At 68.8% G+C, this 23,366-nt stretch carries 24 protein-coding genes; 12 read left to right on the top strand and 12 right to left on the bottom strand.

Annotated features, from left to right (window positions below; translation table 11 throughout):
- Positions 1–115: 115 nt before the first annotated feature.
- The 6 genes from hpnC to ASC93_RS19975 all read left to right on the top strand — a co-directional run bounded on the left by hpnC (position 116) and on the right by ASC93_RS19975 (position 5,077).
- Entirely contained in the window at positions 116–925 is an 810-nt protein-coding gene (hpnC, locus tag ASC93_RS19995) for a squalene synthase HpnC (protein ID WP_056446435.1), read from the top strand.
- Positions 926–988: 63 nt separating this feature from the next.
- Positions 989–1,822, top strand: a complete 834-nt coding sequence (gene hpnD / locus ASC93_RS19990) for a presqualene diphosphate synthase HpnD (protein WP_056446432.1) — start codon at positions 989–991, stop codon at positions 1,820–1,822.
- Entirely contained in the window at positions 1,809–3,182 is a 1,374-nt protein-coding gene (hpnE, locus tag ASC93_RS19985) for a hydroxysqualene dehydroxylase HpnE (RefSeq protein WP_056446429.1), read from the top strand. The genes hpnD and hpnE overlap by 14 nt, the downstream gene beginning before the upstream one ends.
- 129 nt (positions 3,183–3,311) lie before the next feature.
- Positions 3,312–3,443: a hypothetical protein gene (locus tag ASC93_RS32550; RefSeq protein ID WP_267874963.1), complete on the top strand. Its 132-nt coding sequence runs from the start codon at positions 3,312–3,314 to the stop codon at positions 3,441–3,443.
- A 22-nt stretch (positions 3,444–3,465) separates the two neighbouring features.
- Complete coding sequence (locus ASC93_RS19980; protein ID WP_056446426.1) at positions 3,466–4,260, top strand: DUF1700 domain-containing protein; 795 nt, start codon at positions 3,466–3,468, stop codon at positions 4,258–4,260.
- 7 nt (positions 4,261–4,267) lie between these two features.
- Complete coding sequence (locus ASC93_RS19975; protein ID WP_056446423.1) at positions 4,268–5,077, top strand: head GIN domain-containing protein; 810 nt, start codon at positions 4,268–4,270, stop codon at positions 5,075–5,077.
- Here ASC93_RS19975 and ASC93_RS19970 read toward each other — a convergent pair.
- Positions 5,061–6,317: a TIGR03862 family flavoprotein gene (locus ASC93_RS19970; RefSeq protein ID WP_056446420.1), complete on the bottom strand. Its 1,257-nt coding sequence runs from the start codon at positions 6,315–6,317 to the stop codon at positions 5,061–5,063. The two genes, ASC93_RS19975 and ASC93_RS19970, sit on opposite strands and share 17 nt — an antisense overlap.
- A gap of 142 nt (positions 6,318–6,459) precedes the next feature.
- Here ASC93_RS19970 and ASC93_RS19965 point away from each other — a divergent pair, with 142 nt between their 5' ends.
- The 5 genes from ASC93_RS19965 (at position 6,460) to dctP (ending at position 10,959) form a co-directional block, all read left to right on the top strand.
- Positions 6,460–6,861 carry a hypothetical protein gene (locus ASC93_RS19965; RefSeq protein ID WP_056446417.1) on the top strand — a complete coding sequence of 134 codons (402 nt, stop codon included), beginning with the start codon at positions 6,460–6,462 and terminating at the stop codon, positions 6,859–6,861.
- Complete coding sequence (locus ASC93_RS19960) at positions 6,858–7,061, top strand: helix-turn-helix transcriptional regulator (protein ID WP_056446414.1); 204 nt, start codon at positions 6,858–6,860, stop codon at positions 7,059–7,061. Before ASC93_RS19965 ends, ASC93_RS19960 begins: the two co-directional genes overlap by 4 nt.
- On the top strand, positions 7,058–8,008 hold the full coding sequence (locus ASC93_RS19955) for an alpha/beta fold hydrolase (RefSeq protein ID WP_056446412.1): 951 nt from the start codon (positions 7,058–7,060) through the stop codon (positions 8,006–8,008). Before ASC93_RS19960 ends, ASC93_RS19955 begins: the two co-directional genes overlap by 4 nt.
- Positions 8,009–8,167: 159 nt before the next feature.
- Positions 8,168–9,532, top strand: coding sequence for a M28 family peptidase (locus tag ASC93_RS19950; protein WP_056446409.1), 1,365 nt, complete (start codon positions 8,168–8,170; stop codon positions 9,530–9,532).
- A 407-nt stretch (positions 9,533–9,939) separates the two neighbouring features.
- On the top strand, positions 9,940–10,959 hold the full coding sequence (dctP, locus tag ASC93_RS19945; RefSeq protein ID WP_056446406.1) for a TRAP transporter substrate-binding protein DctP: 1,020 nt from the start codon (positions 9,940–9,942) through the stop codon (positions 10,957–10,959).
- Positions 10,960–11,303: 344 nt separating this feature from the next.
- Here dctP and moaD read toward each other — a convergent pair whose 3' ends face one another.
- From moaD to kbl, 6 genes are all read right to left on the bottom strand, one after another.
- Complete coding sequence (moaD, locus tag ASC93_RS19940; protein ID WP_056446402.1) at positions 11,304–11,561, bottom strand: molybdopterin converting factor subunit 1; 258 nt, start codon at positions 11,559–11,561, stop codon at positions 11,304–11,306.
- Positions 11,562–11,570: 9 nt separating this feature from the next.
- Positions 11,571–12,782 carry a gephyrin-like molybdotransferase Glp gene (glp, locus tag ASC93_RS19935; RefSeq protein WP_056446974.1) on the bottom strand — a complete coding sequence of 404 codons (1,212 nt, stop codon included), beginning with the start codon at positions 12,780–12,782 and terminating at the stop codon, positions 11,571–11,573.
- 35 nt (positions 12,783–12,817) lie between these two features.
- Positions 12,818–14,299 (bottom strand): threonine synthase, encoded by a 1,482-nt coding sequence (gene thrC, locus ASC93_RS19930; RefSeq protein WP_056446399.1) that lies wholly within the window; start codon positions 14,297–14,299, stop codon positions 12,818–12,820.
- A gap of 437 nt (positions 14,300–14,736) precedes the next feature.
- The gene (locus ASC93_RS19925) at positions 14,737–16,113 is read right to left on the bottom strand and encodes an L-serine ammonia-lyase (RefSeq protein ID WP_056446396.1); all 1,377 of its coding nucleotides are present in this window, start codon (positions 16,111–16,113) and stop codon (positions 14,737–14,739) included.
- A 203-nt stretch (positions 16,114–16,316) separates the two neighbouring features.
- On the bottom strand, positions 16,317–17,279 hold the full coding sequence (locus ASC93_RS19920) for an NAD-dependent epimerase/dehydratase family protein (protein WP_056446393.1): 963 nt from the start codon (positions 17,277–17,279) through the stop codon (positions 16,317–16,319).
- 98 nt (positions 17,280–17,377) lie between these two features.
- Positions 17,378–18,583, bottom strand: a complete 1,206-nt coding sequence (gene kbl, locus ASC93_RS19915; RefSeq protein WP_056446390.1) for a glycine C-acetyltransferase — start codon at positions 18,581–18,583, stop codon at positions 17,378–17,380.
- A gap of 134 nt (positions 18,584–18,717) precedes the next feature.
- On the opposite strand from kbl, the gene ASC93_RS19910 reads away from it, so the two are divergent.
- Positions 18,718–19,293, top strand: a complete 576-nt coding sequence (locus ASC93_RS19910) for a helix-turn-helix domain-containing protein (protein WP_056446388.1) — start codon at positions 18,718–18,720, stop codon at positions 19,291–19,293.
- Between the two features lie 65 nt (positions 19,294–19,358).
- Here the strand turns inward: ASC93_RS19910 and ASC93_RS30980 are convergent, their stop codons facing one another.
- The 5 genes from ASC93_RS30980 to ASC93_RS19895 all read right to left on the bottom strand — a co-directional run bounded on the left by ASC93_RS30980 (position 19,359) and on the right by ASC93_RS19895 (position 23,285).
- Positions 19,359–19,508, bottom strand: coding sequence for a hypothetical protein (locus ASC93_RS30980; protein WP_157202031.1), 150 nt, complete (start codon positions 19,506–19,508; stop codon positions 19,359–19,361).
- Positions 19,505–19,657: a hypothetical protein gene (locus tag ASC93_RS30975; protein WP_157202030.1), complete on the bottom strand. Its 153-nt coding sequence runs from the start codon at positions 19,655–19,657 to the stop codon at positions 19,505–19,507. Before ASC93_RS30975 ends, ASC93_RS30980 begins: the two co-directional genes overlap by 4 nt.
- 24 nt (positions 19,658–19,681) lie before the next feature.
- Positions 19,682–21,127, bottom strand: a complete 1,446-nt coding sequence (locus tag ASC93_RS19905) for a tetratricopeptide repeat protein (RefSeq protein ID WP_056446385.1) — start codon at positions 21,125–21,127, stop codon at positions 19,682–19,684.
- A gap of 249 nt (positions 21,128–21,376) precedes the next feature.
- On the bottom strand, positions 21,377–22,012 hold the full coding sequence (locus tag ASC93_RS19900; protein ID WP_056446382.1) for a PolC-type DNA polymerase III: 636 nt from the start codon (positions 22,010–22,012) through the stop codon (positions 21,377–21,379).
- A gap of 22 nt (positions 22,013–22,034) precedes the next feature.
- Positions 22,035–23,285 (bottom strand): Hsp70 family protein, encoded by a 1,251-nt coding sequence (locus ASC93_RS19895; protein ID WP_056446379.1) that lies wholly within the window; start codon positions 23,283–23,285, stop codon positions 22,035–22,037.
- Positions 23,286–23,366 lie beyond the last annotated feature (81 nt).

The raw sequence follows: 23,366 nt of genomic DNA, 5'->3' as shown, positions 1-23,366 counted from the left end.
TCCTCATGCTGGCCCGGCCGGGACGGCGAGGCACTGTCGTGGATTTAACCTAGCAATTATAATCATGCAATTAACGCCAGTAAATGACTTTAGAGTCAGCAATCTATCGAGTCGCATGGCCGTCGACCATTACGAAAATTTTCCTGTCGCTTCGATCCTGCTGCCGCGCCGCCTCGTGCCCGCGGTGGAGGCGATCTATGCCTTCGCGCGCAGCGCCGACGACCTCGCCGACGAAGGCGACGCCGCCCCGGCCGAACGCCTGGCCGCGCTGCAGGCCTACGACGCCGCGCTGGACGCCATCGCGGCCGGCGCGCCGCAGCACGAGCCCATGTTCCAGCGCCTCGCCGACGTGCTGAACGGATTCGGCCTGCCGCTGCAACCGCTGCGCGACCTGCTCAGCGCCTTCAGGCAGGACGTCGTCACGACGCGCTACGCAAACTTCGCGCAACTGCACGATTATTGCCGACGATCCGCCGATCCTGTCGGACGGTTGATGCTGGGCCTGTATCGCGTCGACGACCCGGCGCGCCTGCGCGAGTCGGACGCGATCTGCACGGCGCTGCAACTCATCAACTTCTGGCAGGACGTCGCCATCGACGTCGCCAAGGGCCGCATCTACCTGCCGCAGGACGACCTGGCGCGCTTCGGCGTGACGGCCGACGCCATCGAACAGGGCCGCACGGGACCGGCGTGGCGCGCGCTGATGCGCTTCGAAGTGGAGCGGGCGCGCGCGCTGATGCTGGAAGGCGCGCCGCTGGCCACGCGGCTGCCGGGGCGCATCGGCTGGGAATTGCGGATGGTCGTGCAGGGCGGCCTGCGCATCCTGGAAGCGATCGAGCGCGCGGACTACGACGTGTTCCGGCGCCGCCCGCGCCTGAAACGCCTCGACTGGCTCGCGGTCGGCTGGCGCGCGATATGCATGTGATGCGGCGACCGACGCCGCATCGGATAAGATAGCGGACTGGCTCCGCGCAATCACACTTTTTATATGTCCCCCGACGAATACTGCCAACAAAAGACCGCACAAAGCGGCTCCAGCTTCTACTACAGCTTCCTGTTCCTGCCGCCGGAACGCCGGCGCGCGATCACGGCGCTGTACGCGTTCTGCCGGGAAGTCGACGACACGGTCGACGAGACGACCGACCAATCGGTCGCGCGCATCAAGCTCGCCTGGTGGCGCAACGAAGTCGCCCAGGCGTATTCGGGCACGCCCACGCACCCGGTGATGCTCGCGCTGCAGCCGCACCTGCAGCCGTACGACCTGAAACAGGAACACCTGCAAGCCATCATCGACGGCATGGAGATGGACCTCGACCAGTCGCGCTACCTCGACTATCCGAACCTCAGGAAATACTGCTGGCACGTGGCGGGCGTCGTCGGGATCCTGTCGGCCAGCATCTTCGGCGTGACGAATCCGCAGACCCTGCAATATGCGGAAACGCTGGGCCTCGCCTTCCAGCTCACGAACATCATCCGCGACGTGGGCGAAGACGCGCGCAAGGGCCGCATCTACCTGCCGATCAGCGAACTGCAGCAGTTCAACGTGACGGCGGCCGACCTGCTGAACGCGCGCCACAGCGAAAAATTCGAGGCGCTGATGAAGTTCCAGGCCGACCGCGCCCAGGGCCTGTACGACGAAGCCTTCGCGCTGCTGCCCAGGGCGGACCGGCGCGCCCAGCGCCCGGGCCTCATGATGGCCGCCATCTACCGCACGCTGCTCGGCGAGATCGAGCGCGACGGCTTCCACGTCCTCAACCAGAAAATCTCCCTGACGCCGCTGCGCAAGCTGTGGCTGGCCTGGAAGACGTATGTCCGCGGCTGAAAACCGCCGGGACGCAAGTCGCCCGGCCGCCGGCCGGCGGATCGCCGTCGTCGGCGGCGGCTGGGCAGGCTGCGCGGCGGCCGTCGCGCTGCTGGACGCCGGCTGCGACGTCACGCTGTTCGAAGCCGCGCGCACCCTGGGCGGCCGCGCGCGCGCCATCGAGACGAACGGGCGCCTGCTCGACAACGGCCAGCACATCATGCTGGGCGCCTACGCCGACACGCTGCGCCTGATGCGCCGCGTCGGCGTCGACCCGGACCAGGCCATGCTGCGGCTGCCGCTGCAGATGCGCTATCCCGCGGCGGACGACGGCATGGACTTCGTCGCCCCGCGCCTGCCGGCGCCGCTGCACATGCTCGTCGCGCTGCTGCGGGCACGCGGCCTGGACCGGCACGACAAGCTGGCCCTCGCCCGCTTCACGACCAGCGCCCGCTGGATGGGCTGGCAGCTGTACACCGACTGCAGCGTGGCGGAACTGCTGGCGCGCTTCGACCAGACGCCGCGCCTCGAGCGCCTGATGTGGCGCCCCCTGTGCCTGGCCGCGCTGAACACGCCGCCCGAGCGGGCATCCGCCCAAGTGTTCCTGGCGGTGCTGCGCGACAGCCTCGGTGCGCACCGCGCCGCGTCCGACATGCTGATCCCGCGCGTGCTGCTCGACGCCGTGTTCCCGGAAGCGGCCCGCCGCCACCTCGACGGCCGCGGCGCCGCCGTGCGCACGGGCGCCCGCATCGACGCGCTGGAACCGGACGGCGGCGCATGGCGCCTGCGTTCCGGCGCCGATCACCATGCGTTCGACGGCGTCGTCCTCGCGGCCCCGCCGTGGCAGGCGGCGGCGCTGCTGCGGCCCCTGGATGGCGCGGCCGGCGTCGTGGCGCAACTGGATGCGCTGGCCTACGAACCCATCGCCACCGTCTACCTGCAGTACGCGCCCGGCGTGCGCCTGCCCTTGCCCTTTTGCGCGCTGGCCGATGCGCCGCTCGACGAGCGCTGGGGCCAGTTCGTGTTCGACCGCGGCCAGCTCGATCCCGGCCAGGATGGCCTGCTGGCCGTCGTGATCAGCGGCGCGGACCCCGCCGGCGCCATCGGCCAGGCGGCGCTGGCCGCCGCCGTCGCGGCGCAGCTGGCCGCATCGTTCGGGCAACCGGCGCTCGCAGCGCCGCTGTGGAGCCGCACGATCACGGAAAAACGCGCCACGTTCGCCTGCTCGCCCGCCCTCGCCCGTCCGGCCAACGCGACCGCCCTGCCAGGCCTGGCGCTGGCCGGCGACTACACGGCATCCGACTACCCCGCCACGCTGGAAGCGGCCGTGCGCAGCGGCGTCGCCGCGGCCGGCGTCATGATGGGGACGACGCCGCGATGACGGCGCGCCGATCGTCGCGCCGGGGCGCGCCCTGCCCCGCGAAATCCGCAGCCTGTCGCACAGCGGTGGCGCGCGCCGTCCGCGCTCCGTACAGTGGCATCATCGAAACGAGTGTTGGCGGAAATGCAAATGAACATCCATCTCGGCTTGCGTACCCTTGCCCTGCTGGCCGTCGTGGCGGCCGCGACGATCATTCTGGTCCACCCCGGCGCGGCGGCCAGTCCGGCGCTGAACGCCATGCTGTCGTTCGGCCGCGGCTGATATCGCCCCGGAAGGAGTCCTGATGGGCAAACTGGAATACCTCGAGGCGCTCAAGCGGGCCATGCTCGGCCTGCCGCCCGACGTGCAGGCCAGGACGCTGGCCTATTACGAACAACGCTTCGTGGACGGCGTCGCCGCCGGACAGGGCGAGCCGGACGTGGCGCGCGAGCTCGACGACCCGAAAAAGATCGCCATGACCCTGCGCGCGAACGCGCACCTGGACACGTTCAGCGCAAGGAAGAACCCCGCCAACCTGCTGCGCCTGATGGTGTCGGCCGTCGGGTTGGCCATCTTCAACCTGTTCATGCTCGTGCCGGCGCTGGTCTATTCGGCGCTGCTGCTTTGCCTGTACGTATGCGCGCTGACGTTCTACCTGGCTGGCATCGCCACCACCGCCAGCGGCCTCGCGGGCGCCAATGAACTCGTGCTGGACTGGCCGAGCCGCTTCGTCACCATCGACGACGACGGGCGCGGGCGCCAGATGCGCGTCGAGATCGGCGACCGCGGCATCCTCGTCAAGGAGGAGCGCCCGCAGGTCGCCGACCCGCTGCCGCCCGACGACACGGCCGATGCAGGCGCCGACCACGGGCGCGCGCACTCGCGCGCCCTGCGCAGCGCCGAGGCGCTCGCGGACAGCACGCTGCGCATCAGCACCGACATGGACGCGGAATCGCGCACGACGCAGACCCTGTTCGGCTGCGGCCTCGTGCTGGGCGGGATCGCGCTGTTCCTGTTGTCCCTCGTCGTCACGCGCTATACCTTCATCGGCCTGAAGCGCTACGTCCAGATGAACCGATCCCTGCTCAAGGGCAGCTGAGGACACGATGCGCGCTTTGCTCAAGATCGGTTTCAGCCTCCTGGTCCTCGCGTTCCTGCTGATCGGCGTGTCGTACAGCATGCTGCGCGCCCACGGCACGAACGGCCCGTCGCCCCCGGGCAGCCGCCTCGTCGCCACCGAACGCCGCCCGTTCGACAAGGCCGTCGCCAAGGTCGACCTCTCCGGCCCCCTCAACCTCACGCTGCGCCAGGGCGCGACGCCTTCGCTCGAAGTGCGCGGCGAACAGCGGCTGCTGGCGAACATCGACACGAGCATCGACGGCGACGTGCTGCGCATCGGCCCGCGCGGCATCCTGCTGCGCCACCGCACGCCGATCGAGGTGACGGTCACGCTGCCGACGCTGGAATCGCTGAGCGTCAACGGCAGCGGCGAGCACACCGTCAGCGGCTTCGCCGGCGACCACCTGGACGTGGCGCTGGACGGTTCCGGCAATATGCGGTTCAACGGCCGCTACCGCGAAATCATGGCCGCCCTGCGCGGCAGCGGCGACCTCGAACTGACGGGCGGCACGAGCGACACGGTCGATGCCGCCGTGATCGGCACGGGCCGCCTCACGCTCGTGGGCTCGAGCCGCGAACTGCACGCCGAGTCGCGCGGCTCGGGCGACCTGGACGCGCGCCACCTGCGCGCCGACGAGGTCGACCTGCTGCAACAGGGTTCCGGCGACAGCGCCGTGTATGCCCGCAAGCGCCTGCACGTCGAATTGTCCGGCAGCGGCGAAGCGCGCGTGTACGGCAATCCGGACGAACGCTCGGTCAGCCGGAAGGGGAGCGGGTCGGTCAGTTTCGACGATTGACGTCTTGCGCCAGCCACGCCAGCGCCGCCCGCCCGGCCGCGCGTCCGCTGCCGAAACACGCGGTCAGCAGATAACCCCCGGTCGGCGCTTCCCAGTCGACCATCTCACCGGCCACGAACACGCCGGGCACGCCGCGCAGCATGGTCCCGCCCTCCAGTGCCTCGAAGCGCACACCGCCCGCGCTGCTGATCGCCTCGTCGATCGGACGCGGGCGCGCCAGCACGAGCGGCAAGGCCTTCAACGCCCGCGCCAGCTTCGCCGGGTCCGCGTAGTCGGCCTTGCTCAGGCACTCGTGCAGCAGGCCCGATTTCACGCCCTTGATGCCCAGGCGGCTCTGCAGATGGCTGGCCATCGAGCGCGTCCCGCGCGGGCGCGCGACCTCGTCGAGCACGCGCCGCGGATCGTGGTCGGGCAACAGGTCCAGCAGGACGGTCGCGCGGCCGTCGCGCGCGATGCGGTCGCGGATCGGTGCCGACAGCGCGTACACGAGGCTCCCTTCGATGCCCGTCTTCGTCACGACGAACTGTCCCTTGCGGAACGCGTCGCCCTCCAGCGCCAGCGCCACGGTGGTCAGCGGACTGCCCGCATGGCGCTCCGCGAAGTGCGCGCTCCAGTCGGCATCGAAGCCGCAGTTGGACGGCACCAGCGGCGCCACCTCGACGCCGCGTTGCGTCAGCAGCGGCGCCCAGGCGCCATCGGACCCGAGCCGCGCCCAGCTCGCGCCGCCCAGCGCCAGCACGGTCGCGGCGCCCGCCGTGTCAACGACCGACTCGCCCTCGGGCGTGGCGAACAGGAGTCCGCCATCGCGCCAGCCCAGCCACCGGTGCCGCATGTGGAACGCGACGCCGGTTTCGCGCAGCCGGTGCAGCCATGCGCGCAGCAGCGGCGCCGCCTTCATGTCGGCCGGGAACACGCGGCCGGACGTGCCGACGAACGTGGCGATGCCGAGGCCGTGGATCCACGCCCGCACCTGCCCGGGCGGGAACGCGTCCAGCCAGGCTTGCACGGCGCCGGCGCGCGCACCGTAGCGGGCGACGAACGCATCGTAGCCTTCCGCATGCGTGATGTTCATGCCGCCCTTGCCGGCCAGGAGGAATTTGCGGCCGACGGACGGCATCGCGTCGTACAGGTCGACCCGCGCGCCGCCCGCGGCCAGCACTTCGGCCGCCATCAGGCCGGCGGGGCCGCCGCCGATGACGATGGCGTGGCGGGAACGTGCTTCGGTGCGGGACTCGGACATGGCGGCATCAAGGAAAACGGAGGCGAGCATTGTAGTCGAACGGGCGCCAAAAAAGGATGTAAAGGAAGCTTGACATCGGCCTGGAGCACGTCTACGATGTAAAGCATACTTTACATGATGTTCTATCAAAAGGAGGTGTGCGATGCACGAGAAACGCGTGGCCCGGGCTTACCGGTTCGAGTTGTGGACGGCGATCGCCGTGTATGTCGTGCTGCTGGCCGGGTCCATCCGCTACGGCCGGCCGCTGGCCGACGGGCCGCTGCGCACCATCGTCCTGCTGCTGCCCATGATCGGCTTCGGCCTGATGATCCGCGCCATCGCGCGCCACGTCGCGCGCATCGACGAATACCAGCGCCTGCGCCTGCTGGAAGGCGTCGCCCTCGCCTTCGCCATCACGGCCGCCGTCACGTTCAGCTACGGCTTCCTGGAGACGGCCGGCTTCCCCCGCCTGTCGATGTTCAGCGTGTGGATCTTGATGGGCGCGAGCTGGGGCCTCGTGAACATCGTGCGCAGCCTCGTCGCCCGCCGCACCGTCGAAGCATGAAGAACGCCATCCGCGACCTGCGCGCGACGCGCGGCTGGAGCCAGGCGCACCTGGCCGAGCTGCTGGACGTCTCGCGCCAGACCGTCATCGCCATCGAGACGGGCCGCTACGACCCGAGCCTGCCGCTGGCGTTCGCGCTGGCGCGGCTGTTCGGACAAACGATCGAAACCATTTTCTTCCCCGACCAGGAGACCGCATGACCCGCCTTCGCAACAAAGCCGCACTCGCCGCCATTTTCGCCGCCCTCGTCGGCGGCGCCCTCCCCACGAGCCGCGCCGCCGATGCGGCCCCGGAACCGAACCGCTACGCCGCCGCCCTCGCGCCGGCCGAACGTTTCGAAGTCGCCGGCGTGCTCGTCGAACGCCATGGCGACAAGGGCCGGCCGCTGATCCTGATCCCGGGCCTCGCGAGCGGCAGCTGGGTGTGGCAAGACACCATCCGCGCCTTCTCCTCCGACCACGCCGTGTACGTGCTGACCTTGCCCGGCTTCGACGGCAGGCCAAAGGCCGGACCGGCGCCGTTCGCGGCGGCGCGCACCGCCGTCGAGGAACTGATCGCGCGTCGCCGCCTCGACAAACCGGTCATCGTGGGCCACAGCCTGGGCGGCATCCTGGCCCTCGCCGTGGCCGAGGACAAGCCCGCGCTCGTGGGCGGCATCGTCAGCATCGACGGCCTGCCCGTGATGCCCGGCACGGAAGACCTGCCGCCCGAACAGCGCGCGCAGTTCGCCGAGCGCACGCGCGCCCAGATCGGCAAGCAGCCGCCGGCCCTGTTCGCCCAGCAGCAGCAAGCCTACATGCGGACGATCGGCGTGCTGGACATGTCCCGGGCAGACGCGCTGGCGCAGCTGACGGCGCGCAGCGATCCCGCCTCCGTCGGCGCCTGGGCCGCGGACGTGCTGACGCTGGACCTGCGGCCCGGCCTGAAGGCCATCCAGGCGCCGGTGCTGGCCATCGTGCCTTACCTGGACCTGGACAGCGCGCAGCAGGGCTTGACGCCCGCCGGCAAGGCGGACTACTACCGGGCGCTGATGGACGGCACGCCGAAGCTGCAGGTCGCGATCGTGGCGCCGGCCCGCCATTTCGCGATGTTCGACCAGCCCGACGCCGTCATCGCCGCGATCCGCACCTTCCTCGGAACCTTGTGACACAAGCAGGGCGGCGGCGCGCGGCGTAAAGCTTCCCCGCGCCGCCGCCGTCCGGTACAGTGCATCCCGGCGGCCGCGGCGCATCCCGCACGCACCGCATGCACAACAACAGCCGGACCGCGCGATCCGCGGCGCCGATTCGTCAGCCCAAGGAGTCCCATGCATCCCGTACTCAAGACCACTTTCCCCATCCTGTTGCTGGCCGGCGCCGGCGCGCAGGCGGCGCCGCCCGCGGACGCGGCCCTGCCCGCGCGCCAGGCCGAGATCGACGCGATCGTGCGCGAGATCTCCCCGCAGCGGATCCACGCCTACGTCGACAAACTCGTCGGGTTCGGCACGCGCCACACGATGTCCGAGACCGCGTCCGACACGCGCGGCATCGGCGCGGCGCGGCGCTGGATCAAGTCCGAGCTGGAACGCTGCGGCGCCGGCCGGCTGGACGTGCAGTTCCAGAGCCACGTGCACCCAGTCGACAAGCGGATCACGCGGCCGACCGAGATCGTCAACGTGGTGGCCACGCTGCCGGGCACACAGGCGGCGTCGAAGGACCGCTACTACGTCGTCAGCGGCCATTACGATTCGCGCGTGACCGACGTGATGAACGCCACGGCCGACGCGCCCGGCGCCAACGACGATGCGTCGGGCACGGCCGCCGTCATCGAAATGGCCTGCGTGATGGCGCGCCACGCATTCGACGCGTCGCTCGTGTTCATGACGGTCGCGGCGGAGGAACAGGGCCTGTACGGCTCCGGCGACTATGCGGCCAAGGCCAGGGCGGCCGGGATGAACATCGCCGGCATGCTGAACAACGACATCATCGGCAGCTCGCACGACGAACACGGCAAGCTGGATAACGCCGAGGTGCGCCTGTTCGCGGAAGGCGTGCCGCCCGTGAAGGAAACGACGCCGGCGCTGCGCACGTTGCTCCAGACCGGCGGCGAAAACGACTCGATCACGCGCCAGCTCGCGCGCCACGTCAAGGAAACGGGCGAGCGCTACGTCCCCGGCTTCAAGGTGAATATCATCTACCGGCGCGACCGCTACCTGCGCGGCGGCGACCACAGCCCGTTCCTGGACGCCGGCTATGCGGCCGTGCGCTTCACGGAACCGCACGAAGACTTCAATCACCAGCACCAGGACCTGCGCACGGAAAACGGCAAGAAGATCGGCGACCTGCCCGAGTACGTCGATCCGGACTACGTGGCGCAGGTGGCGCGCGTGAACGCCGCGTCGCTCGCCGCGCTCGCGCTGGCGCCGGCCGCGCCGCAGGAGGTCAGGGTCAGGACGGCGAACCTGGACAACGGCACCGACCTCGCGTGGCAGGCGAACACGGAGCCGGACCTGGCCGGCTACCGCATCGTGTGGCGCGACACGACGGCCCCGCTGTGGCAGGGCGCGAAGTTCGTCGGCAACGTGACGAACTACCGCCTCGACCTGTCGAAGGACAATCTGCTGTTCGGCGTGCAGGCCGTCGACAAGGACGGCAACGTCAGTCCGGCCACGTATCCGCTCCCCGCGCGCTGACCGGGCCGCGCCCCGTGCCATGCGGGGCGCATGCCGGGCGGCACCGCGCCGCCCCGGTTCCCCGCCCCACTCTGCATGATCTGTCAAAAAACGCTAACGCCCGTCCGGTGACGGCCGCGAGATTCGCGGCGCCGCAGCAAACGCGAACCGGGCGCACATCAGATCCAGCGCAAGGAGCAGCGACTCCCGCGCGCGATACTGCCTCCCTGGCCGCTTGATTCTTCCTGCATTTTTTATGCTGCGACGCACGGTTTTTTATTGCAATATTTTCTTGACAAGCCTACGGCTGAGCCTATTCTTATACGCACAACATAATGTGAAATCGCGAACGATGTACGCCTCAGGCGGTCGTCAAGAGGGGTCCACGATTCGTCCGGTAGTCCGTAATATCATCTTGGAGGATGTTTATGTCGGTATTGACGCGTAGGACATTGCTGGTCGGAATCGCGGCCAGCCCGCTCTTGCTGCACGCTGCATGGGCCCAGCCCACGAATCTCAAGATTTCCCATCAATTCCCCGGCGGCAGCGTGGCCGAAGGCGATTTCCGCGACCGCCTGTGCCGCATGTTCGCCACCGAGACGGAACGGCGGACCAAGGGACGCGTCAAATTCTCGATCTACCCGCACTCCTCGCTGATGAAGAGCGAAGCCCAGATTCCCGCGCTGGCGAAGGGCGCGCTGGACATCTCGCTCGTACCGCTGTCGTACGCCGGCGCCGACCTGCCCGAAGTGAACATCGGCCTCATGCCGGGCCTCGTCACGTCGTACGAACAGGGCTATGCCTGGAAAAACGAAGAAATCGGCACTGAATTCAAGCGGGTGCTGGCCGACAAGGGCCTCATCCTGCTGAGCTGGATCTGGCAGGCGGGCGGCATGGCGTCGCGCGGCAAGCCGATCGTCGACCCGGAAGACGCGGCGGGCCTCCGGGTGCGCGGCGGCTCGCCCGAAATGGACATGATCCTCAAGGAAGCGGGCGCCAACGTCGTGTCGATGCCGTCGAACGACATCCGCGGTGCGCTCGAAAAAGGCCAGCTCGACGCGGCCATGACGTCGTCCTCGTCGCTGATCTCGTTCCGCCTCGACGAAGTCAGCAAGTCCGTCACGACGGCGCGCGGCGGCACCTACTGGTTCATGCTGGAGCCCCTGATCATGTCGCGCGCCGCCTTCGACCGGCTGCCGCGCGACCAGCAGGCCGTGCTGCTCTCGGTGGGCGCCGACCTGGAAGCGTTCGCGCGCAAATCGGCCCAGATGGACGATGCGGCCGTGGCCGCGCTGTTCCAGGGCGCCGGCGGCCGCACGGTGGACCTGAACGGCGACTCGCTGCGCAAGTGGCAGGACCTCGCGCGCACGACCGCGTGGCGCGACTACGCCGAGCGCAATGCAGATTGCGCGAAACTGCTGGCGCTGGCGGAGAAGACGATCGTCTGATCGACTACATTACTTGAAAACGTCGTCCCCGCGCAGGCGGGGACCCAAGTGAAGCCGGCAGTACTGCGCACCTCACGGCAACGCTGCGTAAATTGGGTTCCCGCCTACGCGGGAACGACGGGGTGCTGCGTACCCCTCGGCAGCGCTGCGCAAATTGGGTTCCCCCCTGCGCGGGAACGACGGGGTGCTGCGTACCCCTCGGCAACGCTGCGCAAATTGGGTTCCCCCCTGCGCGGGAACGACGGGGTGCTGCGTACCCCTCGGCAGCGCTGCGCAAGTGGGTTCCGCCTGCGCGGGAACGACGGACTACGGCACGCCAGGCGGCAGTGCCATGTAACTCGGGTTCAACCGCCGGTCACCGGCGGGAAGAACGCCACTTCGCCGCCTTCGGCGATGGCCGTTCCCGGCTCGCACATCATCTGATTGAACGCCATGCGCAGCGCGCGCTCGTGCGCGAGCGCAGCGGCCCACGCGCCGCCACGGGCGATCAGGAAGTCACGCACGGCGCCCACCGTCGCCACGCTTGCCGGCAGGTCGACGGTCTCGCCCGGGCTGCCCACGGCTTCGCGCACGCTGGCAAAGAATCGCAGATTGATCTTCATGGTCGTCTTTCAGTACTGCAGCGCGCTGAACGGGATGAAGCGCACGATGTCGCCCCGCGCGATCGCCTGGCCCGGCGGATTGTCGATCAAGCCGTCCGCCCACACGGTCGACGTGAGCACACCCGAACCCTGGTTCGGAAACAGGTCGAGGCCGCCGGCGTCGTTGATGCGGGCGCGCAGGAATTCGTTGCGGCGGTCCGGCTTCGCCCAGTCGAAGTCCGCGCGCAGCGGGATCGTGCGCGGTTCGACGGCGCCCGTCACGCCCTGCAGGCGCAGCAGGAACGGCCGCACGAACAGGAGGAAGGTGATGAAGCTGGACACCGGATTCCCGGGCAGGCCCAGGAAGAACGCATGGCCGTTGCCGTCGGCGCGGCGCACCTCGCCGAACGCGAGCGGCTTGCCCGGCTTGACGGCGATCTGCCACATGTTCAACCGCCCTTCCGCTTCCACGGCCGGCTTGATGTGGTCTTCCTCGCCGACGGACACCCCGCCCGACGTGATGATCAGGTCGTGCCGCGCGGCGGCGGCGCGCAAGGTGTCACGCGTGGCCTCCAGCGAATCGGGCACGATGCCGTAGTCGGCGATGTCGCAACCGAGGTTTTCCAGCAGGCCCCGCAAGGTGAAGCGGTTCGAATTGTAGATGGCGCCCGGCTTCAGGGCTTCGCCCGGCATCGCCAGCTCGTCGCCCGTGAAGAACACGGCAACGCGCAGGCGCCTGCGCACGGGCAGGCGCGCGAGGCCGACGGAACTGGCGAGGCCGAGTTCCTGGCTGCGCAGCCGCGTGCCGGCCGGCAGGATCACGGCGCCGGCCACGATGTCCTCGCCGGCGCGGCGGATCCATTCGCCCGGCTGCGGCGCGTGCTTCACGGTGACCTGATCGCCGTCCGCTTCGCACTGCTCCTGCATCACGACGGCATCCGCGCCCGCCGGAATCAGGGCGCCCGTGAAGATGCGCGCCGCGGTGCCCGGCTCGAGCGGCAGGCCGACCGTACCCGCCGGGATGCGCTGGGCGATGCGCAACGTGGCCGCCCCGCTCGCACAGTCGTGGGAGCGCACCGCGTAGCCATCCATCTGCGTGTTGTCGGCGGACGGCACGTTCAGCCCCGACACCTGGTCGACGGCCAGCACGCGGCCGTTGGCGGCCAGCGTGTCGACTTCCTCCACGCCGTCCACGACGCGCGCCGCGGCCAGCAGGAAGTCGAGCGCCGCGCGCACCGGCATCAAGGGCTTGCGCGCAAGGTGGACAGCCTGCGGATTCACTTGGCCAGTCCCGTGTGCGCCGCGATGAATTCCTTCATCTGGGCAACGTTCGCATGCATCACGACGAAGCGCTGCGGCAGCGTCTCGATGTCCTCGAAACCGGCCGGACGCTCGGCGTCGGTGCCCAGCGCCTCCAGGATGGACTCGTTGAACTTGGCGGCCAGCGCCGTCTCCAGCACGATCATCGGCACGCCCGGCTCCACGTGCTCGCGCGCGACCTTGATGCCGTCCGCGGTGTGCGTGTCGATGGTGATGCCGTAGTCGTCGGCCATGTCGCGGATCGTCGCGAGGCGGTCTTCGTGCGTCGAGCAGCCGGACTGGAAGCCGTAGTTCGCGACCAGCCGGAATTCGTCGCCGTCGCTGCCCGGGCCGCCGGACAGGTCGAAGCCGCCGTGCGTCTCGACCTTGCGGAACAGCGCGTGCGTCCGATCCGCGTCGCGGCCGACGAGGTCGTACACGAAGCGTTCGAAGTTCGACGCCTTCGAGATGTCCATCGACGGGCTCGACGTGTGATAGGTCTCGGCCGACTTGCGCACGCGGTACACGCCGGTGCGGAAGAATTCGTCCAGCACATTGTTCTCGTTGGTCGCGACGACCAGCTTCGCGATCGGCAGGCCCATCATGCGAGCGATGTGGCCGGCGCAGATATTGCCGAAGTTGCCCGACGGGACCGTGAACGACACCTTCTGGTCGTTCGACGTCGTGGCCGCCAGGTAGCCGCGGAAGTAGTACACGACCTGCGCCACGACGCGCGCCCAGTTGATCGAATTGACGGTGCCGATCTTGTGGCGGACCTTGAATTCGAGGTCGTTCGAGACGGCCTTGACCATGTCCTGGCAATCGTCGAACACGCCTTCGACGGCGATGTTGAAGATGTTCGGGTCCTGCAGGCTGAACATCTGCGCCGTCTGGAATGCGCTCATCTTCTTGTGCGGCGACAGCATGAACACGCGGATGCCGCGCTTGCCGCGCATCGCGTATTCCGCCGCGCTGCCCGTGTCTCCGGACGTGGCGCCGAAGATGTTCAGCTCGTCGCCGTTCTTCGCCAGCGCGTATTCGAACAGGTTGCCCAGCAACTGCATCGCCATGTCCTTGAAGGCCAGCGTGGGGCCGTTCGACAGGGCTTGCAGGATCAGGGTGCGGTCCGGGCTTTGCTCCAGCACGCGCAGCGGCGTGATCTCGGTGGCGGATTCGTCGGCGCGCGCGTTCTTGTACACGTCGGCCGTGTAGGTCTTCGCGGTCAGCGCCTTCAGGTCGGCGTCCGGGATGTCGGTGGCGAACTTGCGCAGGATCTCGTAGGCCAGTTCGGCATACGACAGCTTGCGCCATGCATCGAGCTCGGCGCCGGTGACCTGCGGGTAATCGGCCGGCAGGTACAGCCCGCCGTCCGGCGCCAGGCCGCCCAGCAGGATGTCGGAAAAGGATTGGGGATTACGTGCTGCGGACGCGCTCGTCGCGCGGGTGGACACATATTGCATACGGTAGAAAAGATCGGAGTTGGCTGGCGTTGGATATTTATTATAGTCTGGACCGGGCAATATTGTCTTTTTGCCGAATATTGTTCACCAGATTCGCACACTCGTGATACGTTTTGCGCCCGGCGGGCACGGGGTGCCCGCCCTACGGCAGCAAATCGCCGGGAGCATCGAACAACGTAGGGTGGGCGGCCCCCGCCCACGCGACGGCAGGCCATCGCCAGGAGCATCGAACAACGTAGGGTGGGCGGCCCCCGCCCACGCGACGGCAGACCATCGCCGGGAGCATCGAACAACGTAGGGTGGGCGGCCCCCGCCCACGCGACGGCAGGAAATTGCCGGGAGCATCGAACAACGTAGGGTGGGCGGCCCCCGCCCACGCGACGGCAGGCCATCACCGGGTGCATCGAATAGCCTTGGGTGGGCGCCCCCCCGCCCGATCAGCACGCGGCGTGGTTGACCGTCACAACGTGGATGGCCAGTCCGCCCAGCGACGTCTCCTTGTACTTGGCCTGCATGTCGAAACCCGTCTGCCGCATCGTCTCGATGACATCGTCCAGGCTGACGAAGTGGGTGCCGTCGCCCTTCAGCGCCAGCGACGCCGCCGTGATGGCCTTGATGGCCCCCATGCCGTTGCGCTCGATGCACGGGATCTGCACGAGGCCCCCGATCGGGTCGCAGGTCATGCCCAGGTGGTGTTCGATGCCGATCTCGGCCGCGTTCTCGATCTGGCCGTTGGACCCGCCCAGCGCCGCCACGAGTCCCGCCGCCGCCATGGCGCACGCGACGCCGACCTCGCCCTGGCACCCGATCTCGGCCCCGGAAATGGATGCGTTTTTCTTGCACAGCATGCCGATGGCCGCCGCCGTCAGCAGGAAGTCGTGGATACCGCGCCGCGCGTCGGTCGGGCGGCAATCCTCGGCGTAGTAGCGCAGCACGGCCGGGATGATGCCGGCCGCGCCGTTCGTGGGCGCCGTCACGACGCGCCCGCCCGCCGCATTCTCTTCGTTGACGGCCATCGCGTACAGGCTGACCTGGTTGACGGCATCGTGCGGCAGGTGGTTCGCCGCGTTGCGCGCTTCCCGTTCCTGGCGCCACAGCTTGGCCGCGCGGCGCTTGACGTTCAGCCCGCCCGGCAGCTCGCCTTCCGTGACGAGACCGTGCGCGATACAGCCGCGCATCACCTCCCAGATGCGATCGATGCCGGCATCGAGCGCGTCGTTCGACATGCGCGCGCATTCGTTGGCGCGCAGCATCGCGGGAATCGTCAGGCCCTGCCGGCTGCCGTGCTCGAGCAGGTCGCGCATCGTGTCGAACGGGAACGGGATGGGCGCCGCCTCGCGCGTCGCCTGGGTTTCGCCCGGCGCCGTGATGAAGCCGCCGCCGATCGAATAAAAGATGCGCTCGATGACGCTGCCGTCCGCCAGTTTCAGCACGAAGCGCATGCCGTTCGGGTGGTCGGGCAAGGTGGACTGCTTGTGCCAGACAAGGCCCGTACGGCTGGAAAACGGCACGGGTTGCGCGCCGAGCAGGTTCAGCACGCCGTCCAGCTCGGCCTCGGCGAGCTTGTCGTCGACGGTGTCCGGGTCGACGTCCTGCGGGGTCTCGCCCATCAGGCCGAGGATCACGGCCTTGTCGGTGGCGTGGCCGACGCCCGTCAGCGCCAGCGAGCCGTACAGATGGGCTTCCACGCCGACCGCATTGTCCAGCGGACCGCATTCGACGAGGAAGCGCCGCGCCGCCGCCATCGGGCCGACCGTGTGCGAACTCGATGGGCCGATGCCGATCTTGAAAAGGTCAAATACGCTCATGTCCATGAGCTGTCTCCTGGTTTTACTTGTTGATGGGCTGATCGGCGTTTCGTGGACACCGCCCCACTACGTCGTTCCCGCGGTGGCGGGAACCCAATCCTGCGTGCGTTGCCGCTGCGGCTGGAAATCAGATTCCCGCCTGCGCGGGAACGACGGTCTTTCCACGCGTTCCACTTGTGGTGAATGCGCGCAGCGCTTTCATTCGGAAATCAGGCCGCCTTGCTCATGCCCACGTCGACGTTGGCCAGCATGTCCGCGACCATCTCGTCGACGCCGATGCGCGCCTGCCAGCCCCAGTCCGCACTCGCGCGGCTGTCGTCGAGGCTCTTCGGCCAGGAATCGGCGATCTGCTGGCGGCTGTCCGGCTTGTACGCGATACGGAACGCGGGCACCTTCTTCTGGATCGCCGCCGCCAGTTCGCGCGGATTGAAGGAGACGCCCGCCACGTTGTACGAGGAGCGGATCGCGACCTGCTCCGCGGGCGCGTCCATCAGCTCGACGGTGGCGCGGATCGCGTCCGGCATGTAGACCATCGGCAGCGTCGTTTCCGGGCCGAGGAAGCAGTCATAGGTCTCGCCGCGCAGCGCCGCGTGGAAGATCGCGATCGCGTAGTCGGTCGTGCCGCCGCCCGGCGGCGACTTGTAGCTGATGATGCCGGGGTAGCGGATGCTGCGCACGTCGACGCCGTATTTCGCGTGGTAGTACTCGCACAGGCGCTCGCCCGCCAGCTTGCTGATGCCGTAGATCGACGTCGGGTCCATGACCGCGTACTGCGGCGTGGACTCGGCCGGCGTGTTCGGGCCGAACGCGGCGATCGACGACGGCCAGAACACCTTCAGCGGCTTGCCCGCGTCGCCCCGCTCGCGCGCGATCTCGAGGATGTTCAGCAGGCCGTCCATGTTCAGCTTCCATGCCTTCAACGGCGCCTTCTCGCCCGTCGCCGACAGCAGCGCCGCCAGCTGGTAGACCTGGGTGACGCCTTCGTCGGCGATCAGCCGCGCCACCGCGTCCTGGTCGAGCACGTCGACGCGCACGTAGCGCGCCGCGCCGTACACGTTGTCGGTGCCGATGTCGGCGGCGATCACGTTGGCCGCGCCATGCTGCTGCGCGAGGGCGGTCACCAGTTCACTGCCGATCTGGCCGTTGGCGCCGATGATGAGGATGCGTTCCATGCTTGTTGTCCTTGCTCTTTTGCGGCTTCGTGAGCCTGTTTCCGGCGCGCCGCTTCGTGGGCGGCGCCGTCCGGCCGATCGGTGATCCCGTCCGCCGCTCACGCGGCCTTGATGATGCCCAGTTCGCGCCCGGCCTGCTCGAAGGCGGCCAGCACCTTGTCGAGCTGCTCGCGGGTGTGCGCGGCCGACAGCTGCACGCGCACGCGCGCCTGGCCCATCGGCACCACCGGGTAGAAGAAGCCCGACAGCAGCACGCCCAGTTCGAACATGCGCGCCGCGAATTTCTGCGCCACCGGCGCGTCGAACAGCATCACCGGCACCACCGGGTGCGTGCCCGGCTTGATCGTGAAGCCGATGCGCTCGATCTCGCGGCGGAAGTATGCGGTGTTTTCATGCAGGCGGTCGCGCAGTTCGGTCGACTTGCCGATGCGCTCCAGCACGGCCAGCGAGGCGCCGGCGATCATCGGCGCCAGCGTGTTCGAGAACAGGTAGGGCCGGGATTTCTGGCGCAGCGTCTCGATGACTTCGCGGCGGCCGGAAGTGAAGCCGCCCATCGCGCCGCCCAGCGCCTTGCCGAGCGTGCCCGTGATGATGTCGATCTTGCCGATCACGCCGCAGTGCTCGTGCGTGCCGCGGCCCGTCCGGCCCATGAAGCCCGACGCGTGCGATTCGTCGATCATCGTCAGCGCGCCGTATTTCTGCGCCAGTTCGACGATCCGGTCCAGCTGCGCGATCGTGCCGTCCATCGAGAACACGCCGTCCGTGACGATGATCTTGTGGCGCTTGCCGGCGCTCGTCGCGGCCTGCAGCTGCGTTTCCAGGTCCGCCATGTCGTTGTTGGCATAGCGGTAGCGTGCGGCCTTGCACAGGCGGACGCCGTCGATGATCGACGCGTGGTTCAGCGCGTCCGAGATGATGGCGTCGTTCTCGTCGAACAGCGGCTCGAACACCCCGCCGTTGGCGTCGAAGGCGGCGGCGTACAGGATCGTGTCTTCCGTGCCGAGGAATTCGGACAGCTTCTTCTCCAGCTCCTTGTGCACCGTCTGCGTGCCGCAGATGAAGCGCACGGACGACAGGCCGTAGCCGTATTTCTGCAGTGCCGCCTCGGCCGCCTTTTGCGTGTCCGGGTCGCCCGACAGGCCGAGGTAGTTGTTGGCGCACATATTGATCAGCGTGCGGCCGTCCGCGGCGACCACTTCGGCGCCCTGGCGCGATGCGAGCACGCGTTCGGGCTTGAACAGGCCTTCGGTCTTGAGCGTGTCGAGTTTCTGCTGCAGGCCGCTATAGAATGCTGGGTCGCTCATGTTTCCTCGTCCTTGTCGGTTGGCGAATGGTATAGTGTGGATTCGTTCGATGTATGGAACTTGTTCTATATTTCGAACAGAATTTCAATATATTGAATATTACTCCCGGCCATTGAACTTGGCAAGCAAGCTCCATGAACAAAACGGTCACCACCAGCGCCCCTCCCGAAGTCGGGGCCACCCTGCAGCGCATGCGCCTCGCGCGCGGCCTTACCCTGGAAGACCTGTCGCGCATCGCCGGCGTCTCCAAATCGATGCTGTCGCAGATCGAACGCGAAAAGGCCAACCCCACCATCGCCATCACGTGGCGCCTGGCCAATGCGCTCGGCGTGCAGATCGGCGAACTGCTGTCGTCCGAGGTGCGCGCCGTCGACCTGATCCGTGTCGTCGACGCCCACGAGATCCCCACCCTGCCCGGCAGCCACGCGGGCTACTCGCTGCGCATCCTGGGACCGATGGACCTTGCCGGCAAGTACGAATGGTATGAGCTGACGTTGCAGCCGGGCGGCGAACTGGCATCGCAGGCCCACGATCCGGGTACGAACGAGCACTTGACTGTGGTAACTGGGACGGTGGAACTGGAGGTCGGGACCGAGAAGCGAAAAATCAAGCACGGCGCGACGGCGCGTTATCCGGCCGACCAGAATCATGTCATCCGGAATGCCGGGAAGACCGAGGCGAAGGCGTTGCTGGTGGTCGTGCACCGTTAGGAACCGGCAAACAAAAACCCCCGCTCGGGGCGGGGGTCGTCTTGCACGGTGCGCGGTGCGCAGGCTTACAGCGGCGGCTGCAGGCCGTTCTGGTAGGCCGCCCCGACGATTTCGATCGCACGGCGCGCTTCCACGCAGAACGCGCGGAACAGGCGGGCAATGGTGCTCTCGGTGGCGATCCGGCTCGTGGTCGTGTTCGTGGTGTAGGCGTTCATGTCAACTCCGTCGTCGATTCGTTCAGTGATGATTGCAGTTTACGGCGACGCCAGATATAAATCCAATTTCCATTTCCGATCTCCGCAATACGTTTTCCTGATTTCTCACCCACGGCCATATCACGGCCGGCAACAACCGGGATCACCACGGCTTATATCCCGCCGCGCCGCGGTCACGCGGCGCGCCGCTCCGGCCCCGCGTACAGCCGGGCGTCCCGCCACTGGCGCCGCATGTCGATCGCGCTCTCGATCTGCTCCTGCGACAGGCGGCGCGCGACGATGGCCTTGCCGGCGCTGGCGGCCGCGTCGCCGGCATCCGCCGCCAGCAACATCCACATATAGGAGCGCACGGTGTCGCGCGCGACGCCGCGGCCGCTGCTGTACATACCGCCCAGGTTGTATTGCGCCAGCGCATGGCCCTGCTCGGCCGCCAGGCGATACCAGTACACGGCCTGCTCGTCGTCCTGCGGCACCCCCTGCCCGTTCGCGAGCATGACACCGAGGTTGTTCTGGGCGCTCGCGTCGCCCTGCTCGGCCGCGCGGCGGTACCATTCGGCTGCCTGCGCCTCGTCGCGCCGCACGCCCTGCCCGTTCGCATACATCACGCCGAGCGTGAACTGGGCCTTGGCGGCGCCCTGCTCGGCCGCGCGCCGGTACCAGTACAGCGCCCGCTCGGGGTCGGGCGCGACGCCCCGCCCGTAGGCGTACCGGTGGCCGAGGTTGACCTGGGCCGGCACGTGCCCCTGCTCGGCCGCCGCCAGCGTCCAGGCCAGCGCCGCGCCGTCCCGGGGCGCACCGTGCGCACCGTGCGCGGCCCCGGCGCCCTTGCCGTGCGCGCCGGCGAGGGCGTCGGCATCGGCCGCACCCAGCAACTGGGCGAGGCTGAACTGCGCTTCCGCATCGCCCTGCTCGGCCGCGCATTCGAGCCATGCCTGCGCGCCCAGCGTGTCGGCCGGCGCGCCGCGTCCCGCCAGGTACGACAGGCCCAGCAGCCGCTGCGCGGGCGCATGGCCGCGCGCGGCGGCGCGCCGGAACCAGTACAGCGCCTCCGGCTCGCTCGGCGCCACGCCCTGCCCGCGCCGGTACATCAGGCCGAGGCAGACCTCGGCCTCGGCATCGTCCAGCAGCGCCGCCTTGCGGAACCACGCCATCGCGAGCGGCTGGCTGCGCGCGACGCCTTCGCCGTCCAGGTAGCAGGCGGCGAGCAGCCGCTGGGCACTGGGCAGTTCCTGCTCGGCCGCCTTGTAATACCAGGCGACGGCCAGGGCCGGATCGCGCGGCACGCCCCGCCCGGTCCGGTACAGGTCGCCGAGGTTCTGCTGCGCCGACGCGTCGCCCTGGGCGGCGGCCAGGCGGAACCAGTACGCCGCCTCGTGGTCGGACTGCGCCACGCCACGCCCCTGGAAATACATGCTGCCCAGGTGGTTCTGGGCGAACACGAGACCCTTGCGGGCGGCCCGCTCCAGCCACCGGCAGGCCGCGACGTCGTCCTGCGGCGCGCCGTCGCCATCCTTGTACATCATGCCGAGATTGAACTGCGCATAGGGGTTCCCGCGCGCGGCGGCGCGGGCGTACCAGGCGAGCGCGCCGGCGCGCGGAAGGGACTCGTGACTGTGCATGCGGTTGCTCCTGACGGCAAGCGTGGCCGGCCCCGCGCGCGCGCCGCCGGCAATCCGGCCGCCCACGCAGGGAGTCAAAGAATTGCCAAAAGTGTAATGATGCGATGCATCATGGATTTGACTTGCGCCAACGTGAAGGGGATGGACGGGCGCGAAAACGACGTCGGCGCGACGGGTCGGCCGACAAGTCCAGTGGCACGCTACGAAGACGTGCTAACTGCAGGAAATAATGCGGGCGGATGCCGCCGCTCAGGCCGGCACGCGCCGCCCGGCCGCGTACACGCCCATGAAGGCGCCGACCTTCGCCGCGGCAACCCGGTTGAGCGACACCAGCAGGTCCGGATCGACTGCGCGCAGGCCGTAGGCGTCGCCCAGGTGGCGGCCGATGTGCAGCAGCAGCCTGGCCGCGACTTCGGCGTCGGCCTCGGCGCGGTGGGCGCGGCTGTTGAACGCGATGCCGAGCGCATGCGCCAGCTGGCCCAGCTTGTAGCTCGGCAGGCCCGGGAACACGCGGCGCGACAGCTTCAGCGAGCACACGAGGCCGCCGTGACGGCAGCCGTGGCCCAGCATCGCGCCCTCGGCCTTGAGGAATTTTTCGTCGAAGCTGGCATTGTGCGCGGCCAGGACGTCGCCGCCGATGAAGTCGATGAGCGCCGGCACGACCTCGGCCGCCGGCGGCGCGCCGTCGACCATCGCCTGCGTGATGCCCGTGAGCTGGGTGATGAACGACGGCACGCGCACGCCGCAATTCACGAGCGAGACGTAGCGCTCGACGACCTGGCCGTCCGCGATGCGCAGGGCCGCCACTTCCGTGATGCGGTCGCCGCCGTCGGGCGACAGGCCGGTGGTCTCGAAGTCGAGCATGACGATGGGGCGTTCGAACAAGGTGCTTCCTTTCCGTTTGAAATCAGCCGAACTTGCGGGCGGCGTCGATGGCCAGGCCGGCGCCGATGCTGCCGAACAGGTCGCCCTCGACGCGGCGCGCATCGGGGACGGTGGCGGCGATCCGCTCGCGCAGGCTCGCCACGCCGCTGGAGCCGCCCGTGAAGAACACGGTGTCGACGCGCTCCGGCGCGATCCCGGCTTCGTCGAGCAGCCGCTGCACCGTCGCGCCCACGCTGTCGATCATGCCGCCGATCGACGCCGTGAACAGGTCGCGCCCCACGCGCAGCACCTCGGGCGGGGCGAGCCGGTCGAGGTCGAGGTCGACCTCCGGCGTGTCCGACAGGGCGATCTTCGCCTCCTCCACGCGCATCGCCAGCCAGTGGCCGGCGCGCTCGTCGATCAGGCGCTGCAGCCGCTTGAGCTTGTCCGGCTCGGCCGCGTCGCGCACGAGGTCGGCCAGCTGCACGATGCTCTTGCGCGTATAGGCCTGGTTGATCGTATGCCACGTCGCCAGGTTGAAGTAATAGCTCGACGGCACGGCGGCGCCCGACAGCAGCGCGCTGCCGTGGCCCAGCAGCGGCATGACGGCGGCCAGGCTGAGGTATTTGTCGAAGTCGGTGCCGCCGATGTGCACGCCGCCCGTGGCGAGGATGTCGTCGCGGCGGTCGGTGCGGCTGGTGCGCGCCGGCCCCAGGCGCACGAGCGAAAAGTCGGACGTGCCGCCGCCGATGTCGGCGATCAGCACCAGTTCCTCGCGCCCGATGCGGGATTCGTAGTCGAACGCGGCGGCGATCGGTTCGTACTGGAAGCCGATGTCGCGGAAACCCACGGAACGGGCGATGTCGGCCAGCGTGTCCTCGGCCAGGCGGTCCGCGTCGGGATCGTCGTCGACGAAATACACGGGCCGGCCGAATACGGCGCAGTCGAAGGCGCGCCCCGCCTCGCGCTCGGCGCGCCGCTTGACCTCGCCGATGAAGTGGCCCAGCAGTTGACGGAACGGCAACGAACGGCCCGCCACCTCCGTCTGGCCTTCCATCAGGCTCGTGCCCAGCAGGCTCTTCAGCGACCGCATCAGGCGCCCCTCGTAGCCTTCCAGGTAGTCCGCCAGCGCCGCACGGCCATAGCGCACCTGCTCGTCGTCGGCATTGAAGAACACGACGGACGGCAGGGTGGACTTGCCGTCCTCGAGGGGCAGCAGCGTGGGCTGGCCGGGCCGCACCCAGCCGACTGTGGAGTTGGACGTGCCGAAATCGACGCCGCAAGCGTTCGCCATGGAAGTCTTTCGATGAAAAGGGGCGGAATGTTACCAGATTCCGGCCGGCGCGGCACCTGTGGCCGGCTCGCGCATTGGCAT

The organism is Massilia sp. Root335, assembly GCF_001425685.1.
GTDB classification, from domain to species: domain Bacteria; phylum Pseudomonadota; class Gammaproteobacteria; order Burkholderiales; family Burkholderiaceae_D; genus Telluria; species Telluria luteola.
Note: the sequence above shows the minus strand (reverse complement) of the source record. Positions and strands in the feature narration are given on the sequence as shown.